Below are 16246 nucleotides of genomic sequence, written 5' to 3' on the forward strand. Positions count from 1 at the left end.
TAGTTACTCACTTCTCGTGGCGTGCCCCCTGTGACGCGTGTGAAAGTTGCGCACCGTGTGAACTTCCCCGCGCACTGGAGTACCCCCATGTCACCCAGCAGGTCCCGCTTCGTCACCCTCTGCCAGCAGCTGCTGGCCCTCGGGGTGGTGCTCGCCGTGCTCACCCCCGCCGCCAGCGTCATCAGCCTCGACGTCGTGCGCCAGGCCCCCGAGGGCAGCCGCGCCGCCGGCCTCACCGGCCCCGCGCTGCTGACCCCGCCGCGCACGGCGGCGGCCAGCGACCTCGCGGCGTACGCCCGGGGCGCCCAGGAGGCCACCACGGTGCCCACGGCGCCCGTCGACCCCGACGTGCGCGAGTACGCCCTGACCCCGCCGGCCGGCAGCAGCGCCCGCGCGGGCACGCTCGCCGCCCGGGCGGCGCAGGGCCCTGCCGGCACCCGGATCACCAGCGCGCCGCAGCGCGTCACCGGCTACGGCGCCGTCGGCGTCACCTGGCAGCACGGCGAGCAGGTCGACGAGGACGACGTGGCCCTCGTGGTGCGGACCCGCACCGACGGCCGGTGGGGGGCCTGGAGCGACCTGGAGTACCACGACGACCACGGGCCCGACCCCGACAGCGCCGAGGCCCGGCGGGCCCGCCCGGGCACCGACCCGGTGCTGGTGGGCACGGTCGACGAGGTGCAGGTGCGCGTCGACGTGGCACGCGGCACGGCCGCCCCCGACGACATGAGCCTGTCCGTCATCGACCCCGGCGAGGCCGCCGACACCGTCACCGAGCGCCCGGCGCTCGACACCTCCACGATGGGCGGCACGACGGGCGGCACTCCCGCCCCGGTGGACGCGTCGTCCGAGCCGGCCGCGGGGGAGGAGCAGCTCGCGCTCAGCGCGGCGGAGGCGACCCCGCGCCCGCAGATCTTCTCCCGGGCCCAGTGGGGCGCCGACGAGCGGATGCGCTCGGCCTCCTCGCTGCGCTACGGCGAGGTGCACGCCGGCTTCGTGCACCACACCGTGAACGCCAACGACTACACCCGCGAGCAGGTGCCGGCGCTGATCCGCGGCATCTACGCCTACCACACGCGCTCGCAGGGCTGGTCCGACATCGGCTACAACTACCTCGTCGACCGCTTCGGCCGGATCTGGGAGGGCCGCTACGGCGGCATCGACCGGGCCGTCGTCGGTGCCCACACCCTGGGCTACAACGACTACTCCTTCGCGATGTCGGCCATCGGCAACTACGACGTCGCCCAGCCCTCGCAGGCCGTGGTGCAGGCCTACGGCGCGCTCTTCGCCTGGAAGCTCTCGCTGCACGGCGTCGACGCCTCCTCGGGCTCCCAGCAGGTCGGCTCCCAGCGCTTCCCGGCGATCAACGGCCACCGCGACGCCGGGTCGACGGCCTGCCCCGGTCGCTACCTCTACGCCCGTCTGCCCGAGATCCGGCGGCTGGCCGCCGCGACGCAGACCGGCTTCGCGGGCCGACAGCTCGAGTCCAACCTCGCCGACACCGCCCACCCCGACGTGGTGCTGCGCCGGGCCTCCGACGGCCGGCTCCTCGTGCTGCCCACCGGCGGGCTGACCCGCCTGGCCAAGCCCCGCGCCGTGGCCGGCGACTGGAGCTCGGTCGACGCGGTGGTGGCCTCGCCCGACCTCACCGGCGACGGTCTCGCCGACCTCGTGGCGAGCTCGGCCGACGGCACGACCGGCGTGCGCGCCGGCGACGGGGCGGGCGGGTTCGCCGCGGCTCCCCGGTCGCTGACGGCCCTGGCCGGCCACGACCTGCTCACCGCGGCCGGCGACCTCGACGGCGACGGTCGTGCCGACCTGCTCGCGCGCCAGGACACCACCGGGCGCCTCGACGCCTTCCTGGGCAACGGGGCCGGCGGCTTCCGGCGCGTCGACACCGGTCTCGTGCTCGCCGCGAGCGACCTGCTCGCCGCCCCCGGCGACCTCGACGGCGACGGCGTGGCCGACCTGGTCGTCCGCGACGCCGCCGGTTCGGCGACGTTGCACCGTGGGGTGCGGTCCGGCACCGGTGCGGTGTCCTTCGCGGCCGCCACCCGCCTCGCGGGCGACTGGAGCCGCTGGGACGTCGTCACCGCGGCCGGCGACTGGAATCGCGACGGTCGCGCCGACCTGCTGGTGCGTCGCGCCGGCGGTGCCGGCTTCGTGATGCCCTCGCGCGGCGACGGCGGCTTCGGTCACGTGCTCGGCCCGGTCGACCGGGTGGCCGGCCTCGACGGGATCGTCTCGGGCGCCAGCCTCACCGGCGACGCCGCGCCCGACGTCCTCGCCCGCCGCGGCGACGCCCTGGTCGTCCTGGCCAACCCGGGCACGGTCGACACCGCCCCCCTCGTCGACACCGGCGTCCGGGTGCCCGGCGCCGACGCCGTGATGAGCGTGGGCGACTGGGACGGCGACGGCCTCGGCGACGTGGTCGTGCGCAACGCCGCCACCGGGGTGCTCATGCTGCGCCGCGGCGACGGCCAGGGCCGCCTCGGCAAGGCGCTGCGGATCGGCACCGGCTTCAAGGACGTCGCGCTCCTCGCCGCCGTGGGCGACACCACGGGCGACGGCCGCCCCGACCTCATGGGCCAGCCGCGGGGCGGGTCGATGCGCATCTACCCCGGCGCGGGGCTCGACGGCCTCGGCGAGAGCTACGTGGCGCGCAGCGCGATCACGGCCACCCAGCAGGTCGGCGCCGGGCTGTGGGACGCCGACGGTGCTCCCGACAGCCTGCTGCGCAACGGCTCACGGCTGACGCTCTACCCCGGCAACGGGCCCGGAGGGCTCACCGACCCCCGCACGCTGGGACTCGACGTCACGGCGTACGACTGGGTTGTCGGCGTGAGCGACGTCGGCCTCACCGGCCACCCCGACCTCGTCGTGCGCGAGAAGCGGACCGGCTACCTGTGGCTGCTGCGCGCCAGCGCCGACGGGTTCGAGCCGCGCCGCTTCCTCGCCGAGGGGATGGGCGACTACGACCTGGCGGGGTGACGCGCCGAGGTGCGCTCCGCGGCCGCCACGGCCGCGAGCCGCTCCTCGGCACCACCCACGACCAGGACCAGCGAGCCGCGGCGCGCGAGCGGCTCGGTGAAGGTGACGATCCCCGGTGGGGAAGCCGGGTTCGTCACCGAGAGGAGGCGGCCGCCGTCAGGGAGTGCACTCCCGGCGGCGGCCGCTCTCCACAGCTCGGCCTGCGTGACCGGGGCGCCCGACCCGACCAGGGCGGGGTCGTCGTCCTGGGCGGGGTCCCAGGCCACGAAGGAGTCGGGCTGCGACCAGACGTCCACGCCGACGTCGTGCACCCCTGCCGGGAGCGGGTCGGCGAAGCGGACCCCCATCGGGCGCAGCGAGCAGGCCAGCACCGGCACCTCGTCGGCGTGGGCCGCCCAGCGCTCCAGCCCCGCCGGACCGCAGACGACCGCGTCGGCGGGTCCGTCGCCGGTGAGGTCCACGGCGAGCCCGACGTTCCAGGCCGCGCCGAGGAGGACCGGCGTGAGCCAGTGGGCCGGCAGGTCGACCCGCAGCACCTGTCCCCGCTCGAGGTCGTGCTCCTCCACCAGCAGCGAGGACACCTTCGCGACCCAGTTGGCGTACGTCGTGACCGAGAGCTCCACCCGCTCGCCCGGGTGCTGGTCGGGCCCGTCGCCCGGACGCTCGTCGTAGTAGGTCAGCAGCGGACGGCCCGGCTCGTGGCGCAGCAGGTCGCTCAGCAGGGCGGCGAAGATGGTCACCCGGTCCAGCCTAGGCACCGGGGCCGGTGACCTCGGCCACGCCCTAGGGTGAGGCCCCATGAGCGCCCCGGGCACCGACGTGCCGAGCACGCCCCCTGCACCCCTCGACCACTTCTGGGCGGTGGTGCCGGCCGGTGGTGCCGGCACCCGGCTGTGGCCCCTGTCCCGCGCCGCGGCGCCGAAGTTCCTGCGCGACCTGCGCGGCGAGGGGCGCACGCTGCTCCAGGAGACCGTCGACCGGCTCGAGCCGCTCGCCGAGGACCGCTTCGTCGTCGTCACCGGCGCCGCCCACCGCCCGGCGGTGGTGCGCCAGCTCCCGCAGGTGGCCGCCGAGGCCGTGCTCGCCGAGCCGACGCCGCGCGACTCGATGGCCGCGATCGGCCTGGCGGCCGCGCTGCTGGAGCGCGCCGACCCCGACGCGGTGATGGGCTCCTTCGCCGCCGACCACGTCATCACCGAGCCCGCCGTCTTCGCCGCCGTGGTCACCACCGCGGTCGAGGTGGCCCGCGACGGCTGGCTGGTGACCATCGGCATCGAGCCGACCCACCCGTCCTCGGCCTTCGGCTACGTGCAGCAGGGCGAGGACCTCGAGGGCCACCCCGGCGCGGCACGGGTGGCCTCCTTCGTGGAGAAGCCCTCGCCCGAGGTCGCGGCCGGCTACCTCGCGAGCGGCGGCTACCGGTGGAACGCCGGCATGTTCGTCGTCCGCCCCGGTGTGCTGCTGGACCTGCTGGCCCAGTGGCACCCGCAGTTCGCCGCCGACCTGCGCGCGATCGCCGCCGACGGCTCGCGGCTGGAGGAGCTGTGGCCGGGCCTGCCCCGCATCGCGGTCGACCACGCCGTGGCCGAGCCCGCGGCCGCCGCGGGCCGGGTGGCGACGGTGCCCGCCGGCTTCGGCTGGGAGGACGTGGGCGACTTCGACTCCCTCGCCGCGCTGCTCGGCGCCGACGGCGCCGACGCGGCGACGGGGCCCGTGGTGCTGGGCGACGCGTCGCTCGTGGAGGCCGTGGACAGCACCGGCCTGGTGGTGCCCTCGGGTCGGCTCGTCGCGGTCGTCGGGCTCGACGACGTGGTCGTCGTCGACACCCCCGACGCCCTGCTGGTGACCACGCGGGCCCGGGCCCAGGAGGTCAAGGCGGTCGTGGCCGCCCTCACCGAGTCGGGCCGGACCCGGCTGACCTGAGGGCGCGGCCCCGTGTCACATGCCGTTGGGCTCGGGGCTGTCGAAGTAGGGGTACTCGACCATGAAGGCGTCGAGCGCGGCGCCGCTGGGGCCCGAGCAGTACTGGAAGGCGCCGACCTGCTTGGTCGTGTCGGTCTCGCCCTGGCCGCCGGCCGACCAGTGGGTGAAGGCGACGTGCGCGTCGTCGGGGAAGGCGTCGCCGTCCTCGGAGGTCCAGGGCGCGGCGATGAACTTGTCGCGCTGGTTGCTGGTGCCCTCGTACTTGTCGGCGATCGCGCGGATCTCGGTCATCGCCTCGTCGTCGTCGGCGATGGTCTCGTCGTACCAGAGGATCGTGTAGCCGTGCTCGAGGTTGTGCACCAGGGCCTCGAGGGCCGGGCGGTCGTCGGTGTAGACCTTGCGCGACATGGTGGCGGGGGCCTCGCCCGCGATGTTCCAGTGGGCGCCGAAGGCCGGGGGGCTCGTCTTGTAGTCGACCGTGGTGCCGTCGGGCACGTGGTCCTGGACGCCGTCGGCCTTCTTCGTGGTCACGTCGGTGCAGGCCGAGGCGGGCGCGCCGATCTCGGAGACCGCGAGGTCGGCGTACTCCCGCTTGTCGAGCCACCCGGTGACGGGGCCCCACACGGCGGCACCGATGAGGGCCAGGGCGATCGCGGCGCAGACACCGACGATGACGAAGCCCTGGCGCTTCTCGGCGCCCTTCTGGGACTTGCGGATCGCGTCGATCTTCGCCTGGCGGTCTGTCTTGGCGGGCTTGGCCACGGTGCTGGTGTCCCTCGGTGCTCGGAGTGCGGGTGCGCGGGTCGGTGCGGGTCCCCCTCTCGGGTGAGCCTGCCGGGTGAGTCTACGGACCCGGCGGGCGCAGGTGGGCCTCGGCGGCCCGATCGTCACCGAGCGGTGACCCCGGCGGCTCCACCAGCCAGCCGTGGGCGAAGGCGAGGGCGGCCAGGGCGGGGTGGGCCGGGGCGCGCAGGCCTCCGTCGGGACCGGGACGCGGTCGCCGGCCGGTGACGAGCCCGACGGCGTCGGCCAGCTCCTCGGCGGTGGCCGGAGCTCCGAAGGGAGCCCGGTCGGCCGGGTCGCCGGCCAGGGCCCGCACCACCGCCTCGCGGGCGCCGAACCCGAAGAGGTCGCCGCCCTCGGGACGCACCAGCGTGCGGGCACCCGGGCCGTGGTCGTCCGGGGGGAGGACGAGGTCGGCCCGGCCACGCACCACGGCCACCGGACGGGCCCCGAGCTTGCCCTGCGCCAGCTCCGCGGCGCCGGCGATCTCGTCGGCGACCGCGGGCAGCGTCACGGCCAGCTCGTTGCCGTGGGCGTCCACCCGGCCGGCGTAGTCCTCGGCGACGCGCAGGCCGGCCGCCCCCACCGCGATGTCGGTCTGCCCCTCGCGCCAGGCGCGGCCGGCGGTGTCGGTGACGACCACGGCCACGTTGCGGCCCGAGCGGCGCCGGACCTCCTCGCGCAGGCCGCGCGCCGAGCGGTCGGGGTCGAGGGGGAGCAGCACGACCGAGCCGCGCGCGACGTTGGAGGCGTCCACCCCGGCCGCGGCCATGGTCAGCCCGTGGCGGGTCCGCACGATGCGGGTCGGGCCACGACGTGCGACCACCCGCACGGTCTCCTCGGCCACGGCCTCCTCGCGCCCGCCGACGCGCACCCGGCCCTCGGCCTTGCTGACGACCTTGCTGGTGACGACCAGGACGTCGCCGTCCTGCAGCGCGACCAGCGGCAGCAGCAGGCCGACGAGGTCGTCGCCCGCCCCGACCTCGGGCACGCCGTCGGGGGCCACGACGCTCAGGGCACCGCCCGCAGCAGCACCGCTCACGGGCGGGGGGCGGCCACCAGGGCCAGTGCGGCCGCGACCATCCGGGCCGTCGCGTCGACGTCGGTCATCATCAGCGGCACGGCCTCGGCGGCCAGTCCGGCCTCGCGCAGCGCGGGGAGGGCGTCGGCGTCGGCGGAGTCGACCAGCCAGCCGTCGAGGACCCCGCCGGAGGAGCGGGCGCCGTAGTGCAGCCCGACCGCCCGGGCGCTGACCTCGACACCGATCGCGGGCAGGACCTGGGCCGCCATGCCGCGCACGTGGGTGCCGCCGACGATGGGGGAGAGGCCGACCACGGGAGCGGCGGTGGCGCGCAGGGTCTCGCGGATCCCGGGCACGCCGAGGATGGTGCCGACCGACACGACGGGGTTGGAGGGGGGCACGAGCACGAGGTCGGCCTCGGCCACGGCCTCCACGACGCCGGGGGCCGGGCGCGCCTCGTCGAGGCCCACCACCACCACGGCCTCGGCCGGCACCGAGGCGCGCAGGCGGACCCAGTACTCCTGGAAGTGCACGACGCGCCGACCGCTCGGCGCCTCGGCGTCGGCGATCGCCACGTGGGTCTCGACCCGGTCGTCGCTCATCGGGAGCAGGCGGACGCCCGGCCGCCAGCGTCGGCACAGCGCCTCGGTGACCTGGGAGAGCGGGTAGCCGGCGTCGAGCATCTGCGTGCGCACCAGGTGGGTGGCCACGTCGCGGTCGCCGAGCCCGAACCAGGTCGGCTCCACGCCGTACTCGGCCAGCTCGGTGCGCACGCTCCACGTCTCCTCACGCCGACCCCAGCCGCGCTCGGGGTCGATGCCGTCGCCGAGGGTGTACATGACGGTGTCGAGGTCGGGGCAGACCTTGAGGCCGTGGACCCACAGGTCGTCGGCGGTGTTGGCCACCACGGTGACCCGGGCGTCGGGGGCGACCCCGGGCAGCAGCCCCTCGGCGATGCCGTGGAGCAGACCCTGGAGGAAGCGGGCCCCGCCCATGCCGCCGGACAGGACGGTGATCTCGCGCATGGCTCCACTGTGCCGCACCCCGGTCCCGGACCGCGCGGCAGGCACGGGCGGGTGGCCCGTCATGGCCCGTCCGGGCCATGCCCGGCAGCCGGTCGGTCGTGGTGCGCGCGCGGGATGGTGCCATACCAGAACCGGGCTTGACTTACGGTGCACGACAGGCATGTAATTCCCGCAGTGTTGTTCACGGTTCCACCTGGTTCCCGGCCCGGCCGCAGCCGCGGGCAGCACACCCCCACGAGCAACACCTCATGCACCACCAGAGCAATGCAGGGTCGAAAGGGCGAGCGCCGTGAGAGAACTCTTTCTCCTCGAATCCGACGCCGACGAGGCGGGCTGGCAGGAGCGTGCACTCTGTGCGCAGACCGACCCGGAGGCTTTCTTCCCCGAGAAGGGGGGATCGACCAGGGAGGCCAAGAAGGTGTGCCTCACCTGCGAGGTCCGAGACGACTGCCTCGAGTCGGCGTTGATGAACGACGAGCGCTTCGGCATCTGGGGCGGGCTCTCCGAGAGGGAGCGCCGCAAGCTGAAGAAGCGCGCAGTCTGAGTGCAGGCCCCGGTCCTCGACCGGGGCCGCTCTCATTTCGGCGTCCCCACCGCGGCGGTTAGGGTCTGCGGTCGTGCCCGCCTCGGAAAGCCCTGCCGTCGTCGCCCTCGTGGTCAGCCACGACGGAGCGCGCTGGCTGCCCGCGGTCGTCGACGGCGTGACGGGCCAGACCCGGCCCGTCGACCGCGTCGTCGCCGTCGACACGACCAGCCGCGACGACAGCGTGGCCCTGCTCGAGGCCGCCTTCGGGCCGGTCCACGTGGTGCCGGGCTCGACGTCCTACCCCGCCGCGGTGCGCGAGGGCCTCGCCCGGGTCGACGCCGGACCCCACGGCGCCCCCGGCACCGCCCCCGACGACTGGGTCTGGCTCCTCCACGACGACGCCAACCCCGACCCCGGCGCCCTCGAGGCCCTCCTCGCCGCGGCGGCCGAGCACCCCGAGGCCGCGGTGCTGGGCCCCAAGCTGCGCGAGTGGCCCTCGCTGCGACGCCTCCTGGAGGTCGGCGCGACGATCTCGGGCACGGGGCGCCGCGAGACCGGTCTCGAGCGCGGCGAGTACGACCAGGGCCAGCACGACCAGGTGCGCCGGGTGCTGGCCGTCAACACCGCGGGGATGCTCGTGCGCCGCTCGGTGCTCGACGAGGTGGGCGGCTTCGACGAGCACCTCCCGATCTTCGGCAACGACCTCGACTTCGGCTGGCGCGCCGCCGCCGCCGGCCACCACACGCTCGTCGTGCCCAGCGCCGTCGTCTTCCACGCCGAGGCCGCCCACCGGGGGCTGCGCCGCACGCCCCTGACCGGACGCCACACCCACTACCAGGAGCGGCGCGCCGCGCTGTGGACCCTGCTCGTCAACTCCGACCACCGGCTCTGGCCCCTGCAGGCGCTGCGCCTGGCCCTCGGCACGCTGCTGCGCGTCGTGGGGTTCCTGCTGGTGCGGGCGGTGGGCGAGGCCCTCGACGAGCTCGCCGCCCTGGTCAACATCGCCGCCCGGCCGCGGGCCGTGCTTGCCGCGCGTCGCGAGCGTCGTGAGGCCCGCACCGCCCCGTCGGAGGAGGTGCGCGGCCTCCTCGCGCCACGCTGGCTGCCCTACCGCCACGGCCTCGACGCCGTGTCCGACCTCCTCGCCGCCGCCACCGACCAGGCCGCCGACGTCGCCGAGCGGCGACGCGCCGCCGCGGCCGAGCTCGACCCGGCCTCCTTCGCCGCGCGGCGACCGGCCGAGGACGACGAGGACGCCCCCTACGCCGACACCGGTGTCGTCGCGCGCTTCGTCACCAACCCCGTCGCGATCGTGCTGACCCTGGTCGTGCTCCTCGCCGTGGTGGGAGCGCGCGAGGCCTTCGGATCGGTCGTGGGCGGCGCGCTCTCGCCGGTGCCCGACGCGGTCGGCTCGTGGTGGCGCCTTCACACCGAGTCGTGGCACGCCATCGGCCAGGGGACGGCCGTGCCCGCTCCGCCGTACGTCGCTCCGCTCGCGCTGCTGGGCGGCCTGCTGCTCGGCTCGCCCGCCGCGGCGCTGAGCGCCGTGCTGGTGCTGGCGGTGCCGGTGGCGCTGTGGGGCTCGTGGCGCTTCCTGCGTGTCGTGGGGCGCCTGGTCTCCCCGCGCGGGATGCCGCGCTGGCTGCTGCTGTGGGGGTCGACGGCCTTCGCGCTCGTGCCCGTGGCCAGCGGGGCCTGGGGCGCCGGTCGCCTCGGGCCGGTCGTGGCCGCCGCGCTGCTGCCGTGGCTGGCCCACGCCGCCCTCGGGTTCGCCGACCCGGCGCCCGACCGCCGCTGGCGCGCGGCCTGGCGCAGCGGTCTGCTGCTCGCCCTCGTCACCGCCTTCGGTCCGGCCGCATGGCTCTTCGCCGCCGTCCTGGGCGTGGTGGTGCTGCTGTGCGCCGCGCTCCTGCTCCGCGCGGTGGTGCGCGACCGCTCGGTCTGGGGCCCGCCGGTCACCGCCCTGCTCGTGCCGGTGGTGCTGCTCTCGCCGTGGTGGGTCGGCGCGCTGCGCGAGGGCGCGGGCGCCGGCCTGCTGCTCGAGCCGGGCCGCCTCCCGCACGCCGCGCTCGGGGGGCTCGACCTGCTGGCCGGACGGGTCAGCGACCTCGGCGCCCCGGTGGCGCTCGGGCTCGTGCCCGCCGTGCTGGCCGTGCTCGCGCTGGTGCCGCGCGCGACGCGGGTGCCGGTGCTGGTGTGCTGGCTGGCCGCCGCCGTCGCGGCCCTGCTCGCGCTGGGCCTCTCGTCGGTCTCGTTCGCCCTGGCGGCCACCTCGACGCCGGCCGGCCTCGGTGCGCTCGTCGTGCTGCTCCAGGGCGCTCTCGTCACCGCGACCGTCCTCGGGGCGATGGGGGCCTGGGAGTCGGCCAGGCGCGAGGCCCGGGGACTGCTGCGGGGCGGGGTCCTGGTCGGTGCCGCCCTGGCCGGGCTCGTGCCGCTGGCCACCCTCGGGTGGTTCGTGGCGGGGCCCGAGGACGCCCTCGCCGACTCCGTCGACGACGACATCCCGGCCTACATGGTGCAGCGCGCCGAGCTCGGCCCCGAGCACGGCATCCTGGTGCTGCGCGGCGACGTGTCGCAGGGCCTCACCTACTCCGTCGTGCGCGGCGACGGCACCACCCTCGGCGAGGACGAGGTGCTGGCGCTCAGCGGGGGCGACGGCAGCCTGGCCGCCGACGTCCGCGAGCTGACCGCCCGCCCGACCCCCGCGGTCGTCGACGCCCTCGCGGGGGAGGGGATCGAGTACGTCGTGCTGCCCTCGCCCGCCGACGGCGACGTCGCCGCCGACCTCGACGCCACCGGCGGCCTGGTCCAGGCCAGCGCCGAGGACCGCTCGACCCGCGCCTGGCGCGTCGCCCGCGCGCTCGACCCCGACGCCCTCGACGGGCCGCGCTCGTGGCTCCACGTCGCGCTCCTCGGCGTGCAGCTGCTCGGTGCGGTGGCGGTCGTGGTGCTCGGCGCACCCACCCGTGAGAGGAGGCGAGCGCGATGAGCGGTCGCAGGTCGGAGCAGGTCCGAGGGGGACGCCTGGCGCCCACCGTCGTCCTGGCGGTCGTGCTGCCGCTGCTGGTGCTGCTGTCCGCGCTCGCGGTGGGTGGTCCCGACGAGGTGGCCGCACCGGGGGCCCAGCCACCGTCCGAGGCCGCCCTGACGCGCAGCACCCTGGTGTGCCCGCGAGCCGCCGACGGCGGTCGGGTCGTGGTCGGCAGCGACGCCGGCGCCCCCGGCACGGTGGCCGCGGGCGAGGAGGAGGTCGAGGTCGGCGACGGGGTCACCGCCGGGCTCGACGACGACGGCAGCGTCGAGATCACCGGCGAGGGCGAGAGGGCGCCCGGCCTGGTCGCCGGGCGCTCGGCCCGCGACGCGACGAGCGCGGTGGACTGCCCGCCGCCGTCCTCCGACCAGTGGTTCACCGGCGTGGGCGCCGGTGGGGCCCACACCTCCGTGCTCGAGCTGCACAACCCCGACGGCGGCCCGGCCGTCGCCGACGTGGCCGTCTACAGCCAGTCCGGCGCCCTCGACGCCGAGCGGCTGCGCGGCGTCGCGGTGGGGCCCGGACGCACGCTGCGCCTCGACCTCGCCGAGCTCGTCCCACGCCGCGAGGAGCTCACGCTGCGGGTCACGACCGACCGGGGCCGCATCGCCGCCACCGTCGTCGACTCCTTCGAGGAGCTCGGCGCAGCCGCGGCCTCCCGGGAGTGGCTGCCCTCGCAGGCCGAGCCCCGCACCGACAACCTGCTGCTCGGGGTGCCGGCCGGTGACGGTCGCCGCACCCTCGTGGTCGCCAACCCCGGTGACGACGCGGTCAGGGTGCAGGTGGGGATCGTGACCGCGCAGTCGGTGTTCGCCCCCGAGGAGCTGCCGGAGCTCGTCGTCGACCCCGGCAGCGTCAAGGTGGTCTCGCTCGGTGCCCTGCTGTCGTCGCCGGCGGCCGACGGCGCGCTGGGCCTGGCGGTCACCTCCTCCGCGCCCGTCACCGCCACGCTGCGGTCCTCCGTCGACGGCGACCTCGCCGAGACGGTCGCCGGGCCGCTGGTCACGGGCGCCACCGCGGCGGTCGTGCCCCCGGGCCCCGGTGGGGCCGAGCTGGTCCTGGGCGGCGCCACCACCGCCGGCGTGGTCGAGGTGGAGGCGTGGGACGCCGAGGGTCGACCGCTGCGCACCCGACGGACCGAGGTCGGCCCCGACCGCGGCACGAGCCTCGCGCTGCCCGCCGGTGCCGTGCTGGTGCGGGTGGTGCCGTCACGTGCCGAGGTGGTCGCCTCCCTGCTGCGCGCCGGCCCCGACGGGTCGGTGGTGGTGCCGCTGCGCGATCTCGTGCGCAGCGCGCTGGTCCCCGCCGTACGCCCCGGGCTCGGCTGAGGCGGACTGCCCGGCCGGCGTCAGTCGTCGAGGTCGGAGTACCTCGGGTCGACGTCCTCCGCAGCCATGCCCAGCAGGTCGGCGACCTGCTCCACCACGACGGTGAGCACGAGCGCCTCGAGCTCCGAGCGGGTCTCGGCGCGGTGCTCGATCGGCCTGCGGAAGACCACCAGACGGGCAGGGCGCCCGCCGCTGGCGGGCACGAGGGTCGAGAGCGGCACGGTCTCGCTCGTCCAGTCGTCGGGCACCTGGGGGGTGTCCTCGACGCCGTACTCGACCAGGCCGAGGCGGTCCTGCCAGCGCTCGTCGATCTCGCTGACGATGTCGACGACGAGCCGGTCGAAGCGCTCCCGCGCGGTGCGCACGGCGACCGTGCCGGGGCGCTGCGGCATCACCGCGGGACCGCGCATGCCGCGGCCCCGGCGGTCGCGGCGACGCGGTCCGCCGCGGGTGGTCTCAGGCGTCGGGGGAGGCACGGGGCGAGCCTAATCCGATGCGCACCGGTGGCGGGGTAGCGTCACCGCGTGACCTCCGCCCGCCGCTGCTCCCGCACCGCGTGCGGCCGGCCCGCCGTCATGACCCTGACCTACGTCTACGCCGACCAGACCGCCGTCCTGGGCCCCCTGGCGACCTACGCCGAGCCGCACGCCTACGACCTCTGCGAGGCCCACAGCGAGCGCCTCTCGGCCCCGCGCGGGTGGGAGGTGCTGCGCCTGCAGCGCGACACCGTCGACCGCGGCCCGTCGAACGACGACCTGCTCGCGCTCGCCGACGCCGTGCGCGAGGCCGCCCGGCCGGCGCCGCGCCGCCCGGCCCCCGAGGTCGTCGGCGATCCCCGGCAGCAGACCTCCGAGTCGGGCTCCGGACGCGAGACCGGCCGCAAGGGCCACCTGCGCATGCTCACGACCGACCACTGAGCCCGGCCCACCGGCTCCCTGGGCCGCTCGGTCGTTGTGGCCCGTGCTCGGCCCCTGCGCAGACCCACGGTCGCCACGACTAGGCTCCGGTCATGCCCTCGACCCTCGACGCCGCTTCGATCGCGGCCGTCTTCAAGGCCTACGACGTGCGCGGGACCGTGCCCGACCAGATCGACGAGGAGCTCGCCCGGGCGGTGGGGCGCGCGTTCGTGGAGGTCGTGGGGGCCACGACCGTCGTCGTCGGGCACGACATGCGACCGAGCTCGCCGGGCATGGCGGGCGCCTTCGCCGAAGGTGCGAGCGAGGCGGGCGCCGACGTCGTCCACATCGGGCTCGCCTCGACCGACCAGCTCTACTTCGCCTCGGGCCACCTCGGCCTGCCGGGCGTGATGTTCACGGCGAGCCACAACCCGGCCCAGTACAACGGGATGAAGCTCTGCCGTGCGCACGCCGCGCCCATCGGGCTGGACACAGGGCTCGCCGAGATCCGTGACCGGGTCCTCGCGCCCGACGGGCCGCTCACCGCCTCGACCGGCTCGATCAGCGAGCACGACGTGCTCGAGGCCTACGCCGCCCACCTGCTCTCGCTCGCCCCGGTCGGCACCGGCGGTCGGGGTCGCCCGCTGCGCGTGGTCGCCGACGCCGGCAACGGCATGGCCGGCCACACCGCGCCCGCCGTCTTCGAGCGCCTCGGCGCCGACGTCGTCGACCTGGTGCCGATGTACTTCGAGCTCGACGGCACCTTCCCCCACCACGAGGCCAACCCGATCGACGCGGAGAACCTGCGCGACCTCCAGGCCCGGGTGCTCGCCGAGGGCGCCGACGTCGGGCTGGCCTTCGACGGCGACGCCGACCGCTGCTTCCTCGTCGACGAGCGCGGCGTGCCCGTACCGCCCTCGGCGGTCACCGCCCTCATCGCCGCCCGCGAGCTGGCCAAGGAGCCGGGCGCGACGGTCATCCACAACCTCATCACCAGCCGGGCGGTGCCCGAGCTGGTCACGCGCCTGGGCGGCACGCCGGTGCGCACCCGCGTCGGCCACTCCTTCATCAAGGCCACGATGGCCGAGACCGACGCGGTCTTCGGCGGCGAGCACAGCGGCCACTTCTACTTCCGCGACTTCTGGCGGGCCGACTCGGGCATGCTGGCCGCCCTGCACGTGCTCGCCGCGCTGGCGGAGACCGACCAGCCGCTGTCGAGCCTGCTGGCCGACTACGACCCCTATCCCGTCAGCGGCGAGATCAACTCCACCGTCGCCGACCCCGTGGCCGTCATGGCCACCGTCGAGGCGGCGTACGCCGAGCGACCCGGGGTCACCGTCGACCGGCTCGACGGGCTGAGCGTGACCCATGCCGACTGGACCTTCAACGTGAGGCCGTCCAACACCGAACCGCTCCTCCGGCTCAACGCCGAGGGCAGGGACGAGGAGACCATGAGCACCATCCGCGACGAGGTCCTGGGCCTGATCCGTGGGGGAGGGGCGCTCTGATGGCGCTCGACCCCTCGCTGCTGGCGATCATCGTGTGCCCCGCCTGCCGCTCCGACCTGACCGAGACCCCCGCCGCCGCGGGGGCCGTCGAGCTGGTCTGCCAGGGCTGCGGGCTGGCCTACCCGGTGCGCGACGACATCCCCGTGCTGCTCGTCGACGAGGCCCGGACGCCGTGAGCTGGTTCGACGAGTCCCGGCTCGACGACGAGGCCGCCCTCTCGACCGCCGACCTGCGCCTGCGCGGGCTGGCGGAGTCGGGCGCGCGCGTGCGCCGCGAGGCGGGCGAGGCCGCCCCCGCCCTCGACGAGGCGGTCGTGCGCAGCCAGGAGTTCTCCCGCCCGCGCGCCGTCATCGCCGCCGGCCCCGACTCCCGGCTCCTGCGCGCCGTGCTGGAGCCGTGGTGCCCGGTGCCGTTCGTGGCGTGGGCCGGCCCGTCGCTGCCCGGCTGGGCGGGCAGCCTCGACCTCGTGGTCGTGCTGGCGCCCGACGGCGGCGACCCCGGCACCAAGTCGGCCCTGGCCGAGGCCGTGCGCCGCGGCTGCCAGGTCGTCGTGGCCTGCGCGCCCGGCTCGAGCGTGGCCGAGCACGCCGCCGGCCGCTACAGCACCATCCTTCCGACCGCGACCACCGACCAGCTGGCCATCGCGGTGGTCATGCTCACCTACCTCGACCGCGTGGGCCTGGGCCCGCGCGCCGACGCCGACAGCGTCGCGGAGGCGCTCGACGCGGTGGCGATCGCCTGCTCGCCGCACCGCGACATCGCGGTCAACCCCGCCAAGATGCTGGCCATCGCGCTGGCCGACGCCAATCCGGTCGTGTGGGGCGGCTCGGTGCTCGCCGCCCGCGCGGCGCGCCGGCTCGCGGAGTCGCTGCGACGCGCCACGGGGCGCAACGCGCTGGCCGGCGACGTCGAGCAGCTGCTGCCCGTGCTCGAGGCGGCGCGCCCGCGCGACGTCTTCGTCGACCCCTTCGCCGACGGTGGCGGCGACCTGCGCCCGATCCTCATCGTGCTCGACGACGGCAGCGACGACCCGCTGGTGGGCGAGCAGCGCAGCCGGCTGACGGCGGCCGCCGACGCCCGCGGCGTGCGGGTGGAGACCGTCACCACCGAGGCCACCACCGAGGTCGCGCGCTACGCCTCGCTGCTGCTCTCGGGCAGCTACGCCGCGCAGTACGTCAGCCTCGGCCTGGTCGACGACTGACCGAGGCGGC

Annotated in this window: 14 protein-coding genes; 9 read left to right on the forward strand and 5 right to left on the reverse strand. The window is 76.2% G+C overall.

Annotation, left to right across the window (positions count from 1 at the left end; all coding sequences use genetic code 11):
• Window positions 1-87 precede the first annotated feature (87 nt).
• Window positions 88-2991 carry an FG-GAP-like repeat-containing protein gene (locus ASF47_RS10565; RefSeq protein ID WP_056863948.1) on the forward strand — a complete coding sequence of 968 codons (2904 nt, stop codon included), beginning with the start codon at window positions 88-90 and terminating at the stop codon, window positions 2989-2991.
• On the opposite strand, the gene ASF47_RS10570 is transcribed toward ASF47_RS10565, so the two are convergent.
• Entirely contained in the window at window positions 2973-3731 is a 759-nt protein-coding gene (locus ASF47_RS10570) for a TIGR03089 family protein (protein ID WP_056863949.1), read from the reverse strand. The genes ASF47_RS10565 and ASF47_RS10570 overlap by 19 nt on opposite strands.
• A gap of 58 nt (window positions 3732-3789) precedes the next feature.
• On the opposite strand from ASF47_RS10570, the gene ASF47_RS10575 reads away from it, so the two are divergent.
• Window positions 3790-4914 carry a mannose-1-phosphate guanylyltransferase gene (locus tag ASF47_RS10575; protein WP_056863950.1) on the forward strand — a complete coding sequence of 375 codons (1125 nt, stop codon included), beginning with the start codon at window positions 3790-3792 and terminating at the stop codon, window positions 4912-4914.
• A 15-nt stretch (window positions 4915-4929) separates the two neighbouring features.
• On the opposite strand, the gene ASF47_RS10580 is transcribed toward ASF47_RS10575, so the two are convergent.
• The 3 genes from ASF47_RS10580 to cofD all read right to left on the reverse strand — a co-directional run bounded on the left by ASF47_RS10580 (window position 4930) and on the right by cofD (window position 7743).
• Entirely contained in the window at window positions 4930-5676 is a 747-nt protein-coding gene (locus tag ASF47_RS10580; RefSeq protein WP_056863951.1) for a DUF3105 domain-containing protein, read from the reverse strand.
• An 82-nt stretch (window positions 5677-5758) separates the two neighbouring features.
• Entirely contained in the window at window positions 5759-6703 is a 945-nt protein-coding gene (gene cofE, locus ASF47_RS10585) for a coenzyme F420-0:L-glutamate ligase (protein WP_235557562.1), read from the reverse strand.
• Between the two features lie 32 nt (window positions 6704-6735).
• Complete coding sequence (gene cofD / locus ASF47_RS10590) at window positions 6736-7743, reverse strand: 2-phospho-L-lactate transferase (protein WP_056863952.1); 1008 nt, start codon at window positions 7741-7743, stop codon at window positions 6736-6738.
• A gap of 289 nt (window positions 7744-8032) precedes the next feature.
• On the opposite strand from cofD, the gene ASF47_RS10595 reads away from it, so the two are divergent.
• The 3 genes from ASF47_RS10595 to ASF47_RS10605 all read left to right on the forward strand — a co-directional run bounded on the left by ASF47_RS10595 (window position 8033) and on the right by ASF47_RS10605 (window position 12631).
• Entirely contained in the window at window positions 8033-8287 is a 255-nt protein-coding gene (locus ASF47_RS10595) for a WhiB family transcriptional regulator (protein WP_056863953.1), read from the forward strand.
• Window positions 8288-8360: 73 nt separating this feature from the next.
• Window positions 8361-11261: a glycosyltransferase family 2 protein gene (locus ASF47_RS10600; protein ID WP_056863954.1), complete on the forward strand. Its 2901-nt coding sequence runs from the start codon at window positions 8361-8363 to the stop codon at window positions 11259-11261.
• Window positions 11258-12631 carry a DUF5719 family protein gene (locus ASF47_RS10605; protein ID WP_056863955.1) on the forward strand — a complete coding sequence of 458 codons (1374 nt, stop codon included), beginning with the start codon at window positions 11258-11260 and terminating at the stop codon, window positions 12629-12631. Before ASF47_RS10600 ends, ASF47_RS10605 begins: the two co-directional genes overlap by 4 nt.
• Window positions 12632-12651: 20 nt before the next feature.
• On the opposite strand, the gene ASF47_RS10610 is transcribed toward ASF47_RS10605, so the two are convergent.
• A complete protein-coding gene (locus tag ASF47_RS10610) occupies window positions 12652-13107 on the reverse strand; it encodes a metallopeptidase family protein (protein WP_056863956.1) in 456 nt (151 codons plus the stop codon).
• 48 nt (window positions 13108-13155) lie between these two features.
• Between ASF47_RS10610 and ASF47_RS10615 the strand changes: the two genes are divergently transcribed.
• From ASF47_RS10615 to ASF47_RS10625, 4 genes are all read left to right on the forward strand, one after another.
• Window positions 13156-13548 carry a DUF3499 domain-containing protein gene (locus ASF47_RS10615; protein ID WP_056863957.1) on the forward strand — a complete coding sequence of 131 codons (393 nt, stop codon included), beginning with the start codon at window positions 13156-13158 and terminating at the stop codon, window positions 13546-13548.
• A 92-nt stretch (window positions 13549-13640) separates the two neighbouring features.
• Window positions 13641-15035, forward strand: a complete 1395-nt coding sequence (locus ASF47_RS10620; protein ID WP_056863958.1) for a phosphomannomutase/phosphoglucomutase — start codon at window positions 13641-13643, stop codon at window positions 15033-15035.
• Window positions 15035-15211 (forward strand): Trm112 family protein, encoded by a 177-nt coding sequence (locus ASF47_RS20670; protein WP_082500203.1) that lies wholly within the window; start codon window positions 15035-15037, stop codon window positions 15209-15211. Before ASF47_RS10620 ends, ASF47_RS20670 begins: the two co-directional genes overlap by 1 nt.
• Window positions 15208-16236 (forward strand): SIS domain-containing protein, encoded by a 1029-nt coding sequence (locus ASF47_RS10625; protein ID WP_056863959.1) that lies wholly within the window; start codon window positions 15208-15210, stop codon window positions 16234-16236. The genes ASF47_RS20670 and ASF47_RS10625 overlap by 4 nt, the downstream gene beginning before the upstream one ends.
• The last annotated feature ends 10 nt before the right edge of the window (window positions 16237-16246 follow it).

Source organism: Nocardioides sp. Leaf285 (assembly GCF_001422955.1).
Classification (GTDB): domain Bacteria; phylum Actinomycetota; class Actinomycetes; order Propionibacteriales; family Nocardioidaceae; genus Nocardioides; species Nocardioides kribbensis.

What these genes read in the sequence shown, in the direction of transcription:
- cofD (WP_056863952.1), bottom strand. Translation starts at nt 7,743, where the DNA reads ATGCGCGAGATCACCGTCCTGTCCGGCGGCATGGGCGGGGCCCGCTTC.
- ASF47_RS10575 (WP_056863950.1), top strand. Translation starts at nt 3,790, where the DNA reads ATGAGCGCCCCGGGCACCGACGTGCCGAGCACGCCCCCTGCACCCCTC.
- ASF47_RS20670 (WP_082500203.1), top strand. Translation starts at nt 15,035, where the DNA reads ATGGCGCTCGACCCCTCGCTGCTGGCGATCATCGTGTGCCCCGCCTGC.
- ASF47_RS10565 (WP_056863948.1), top strand. Translation starts at nt 88, where the DNA reads ATGTCACCCAGCAGGTCCCGCTTCGTCACCCTCTGCCAGCAGCTGCTG.
- ASF47_RS10605 (WP_056863955.1), top strand. Translation starts at nt 11,258, where the DNA reads ATGAGCGGTCGCAGGTCGGAGCAGGTCCGAGGGGGACGCCTGGCGCCC.
- ASF47_RS10620 (WP_056863958.1), top strand. Translation starts at nt 13,641, where the DNA reads ATGCCCTCGACCCTCGACGCCGCTTCGATCGCGGCCGTCTTCAAGGCC.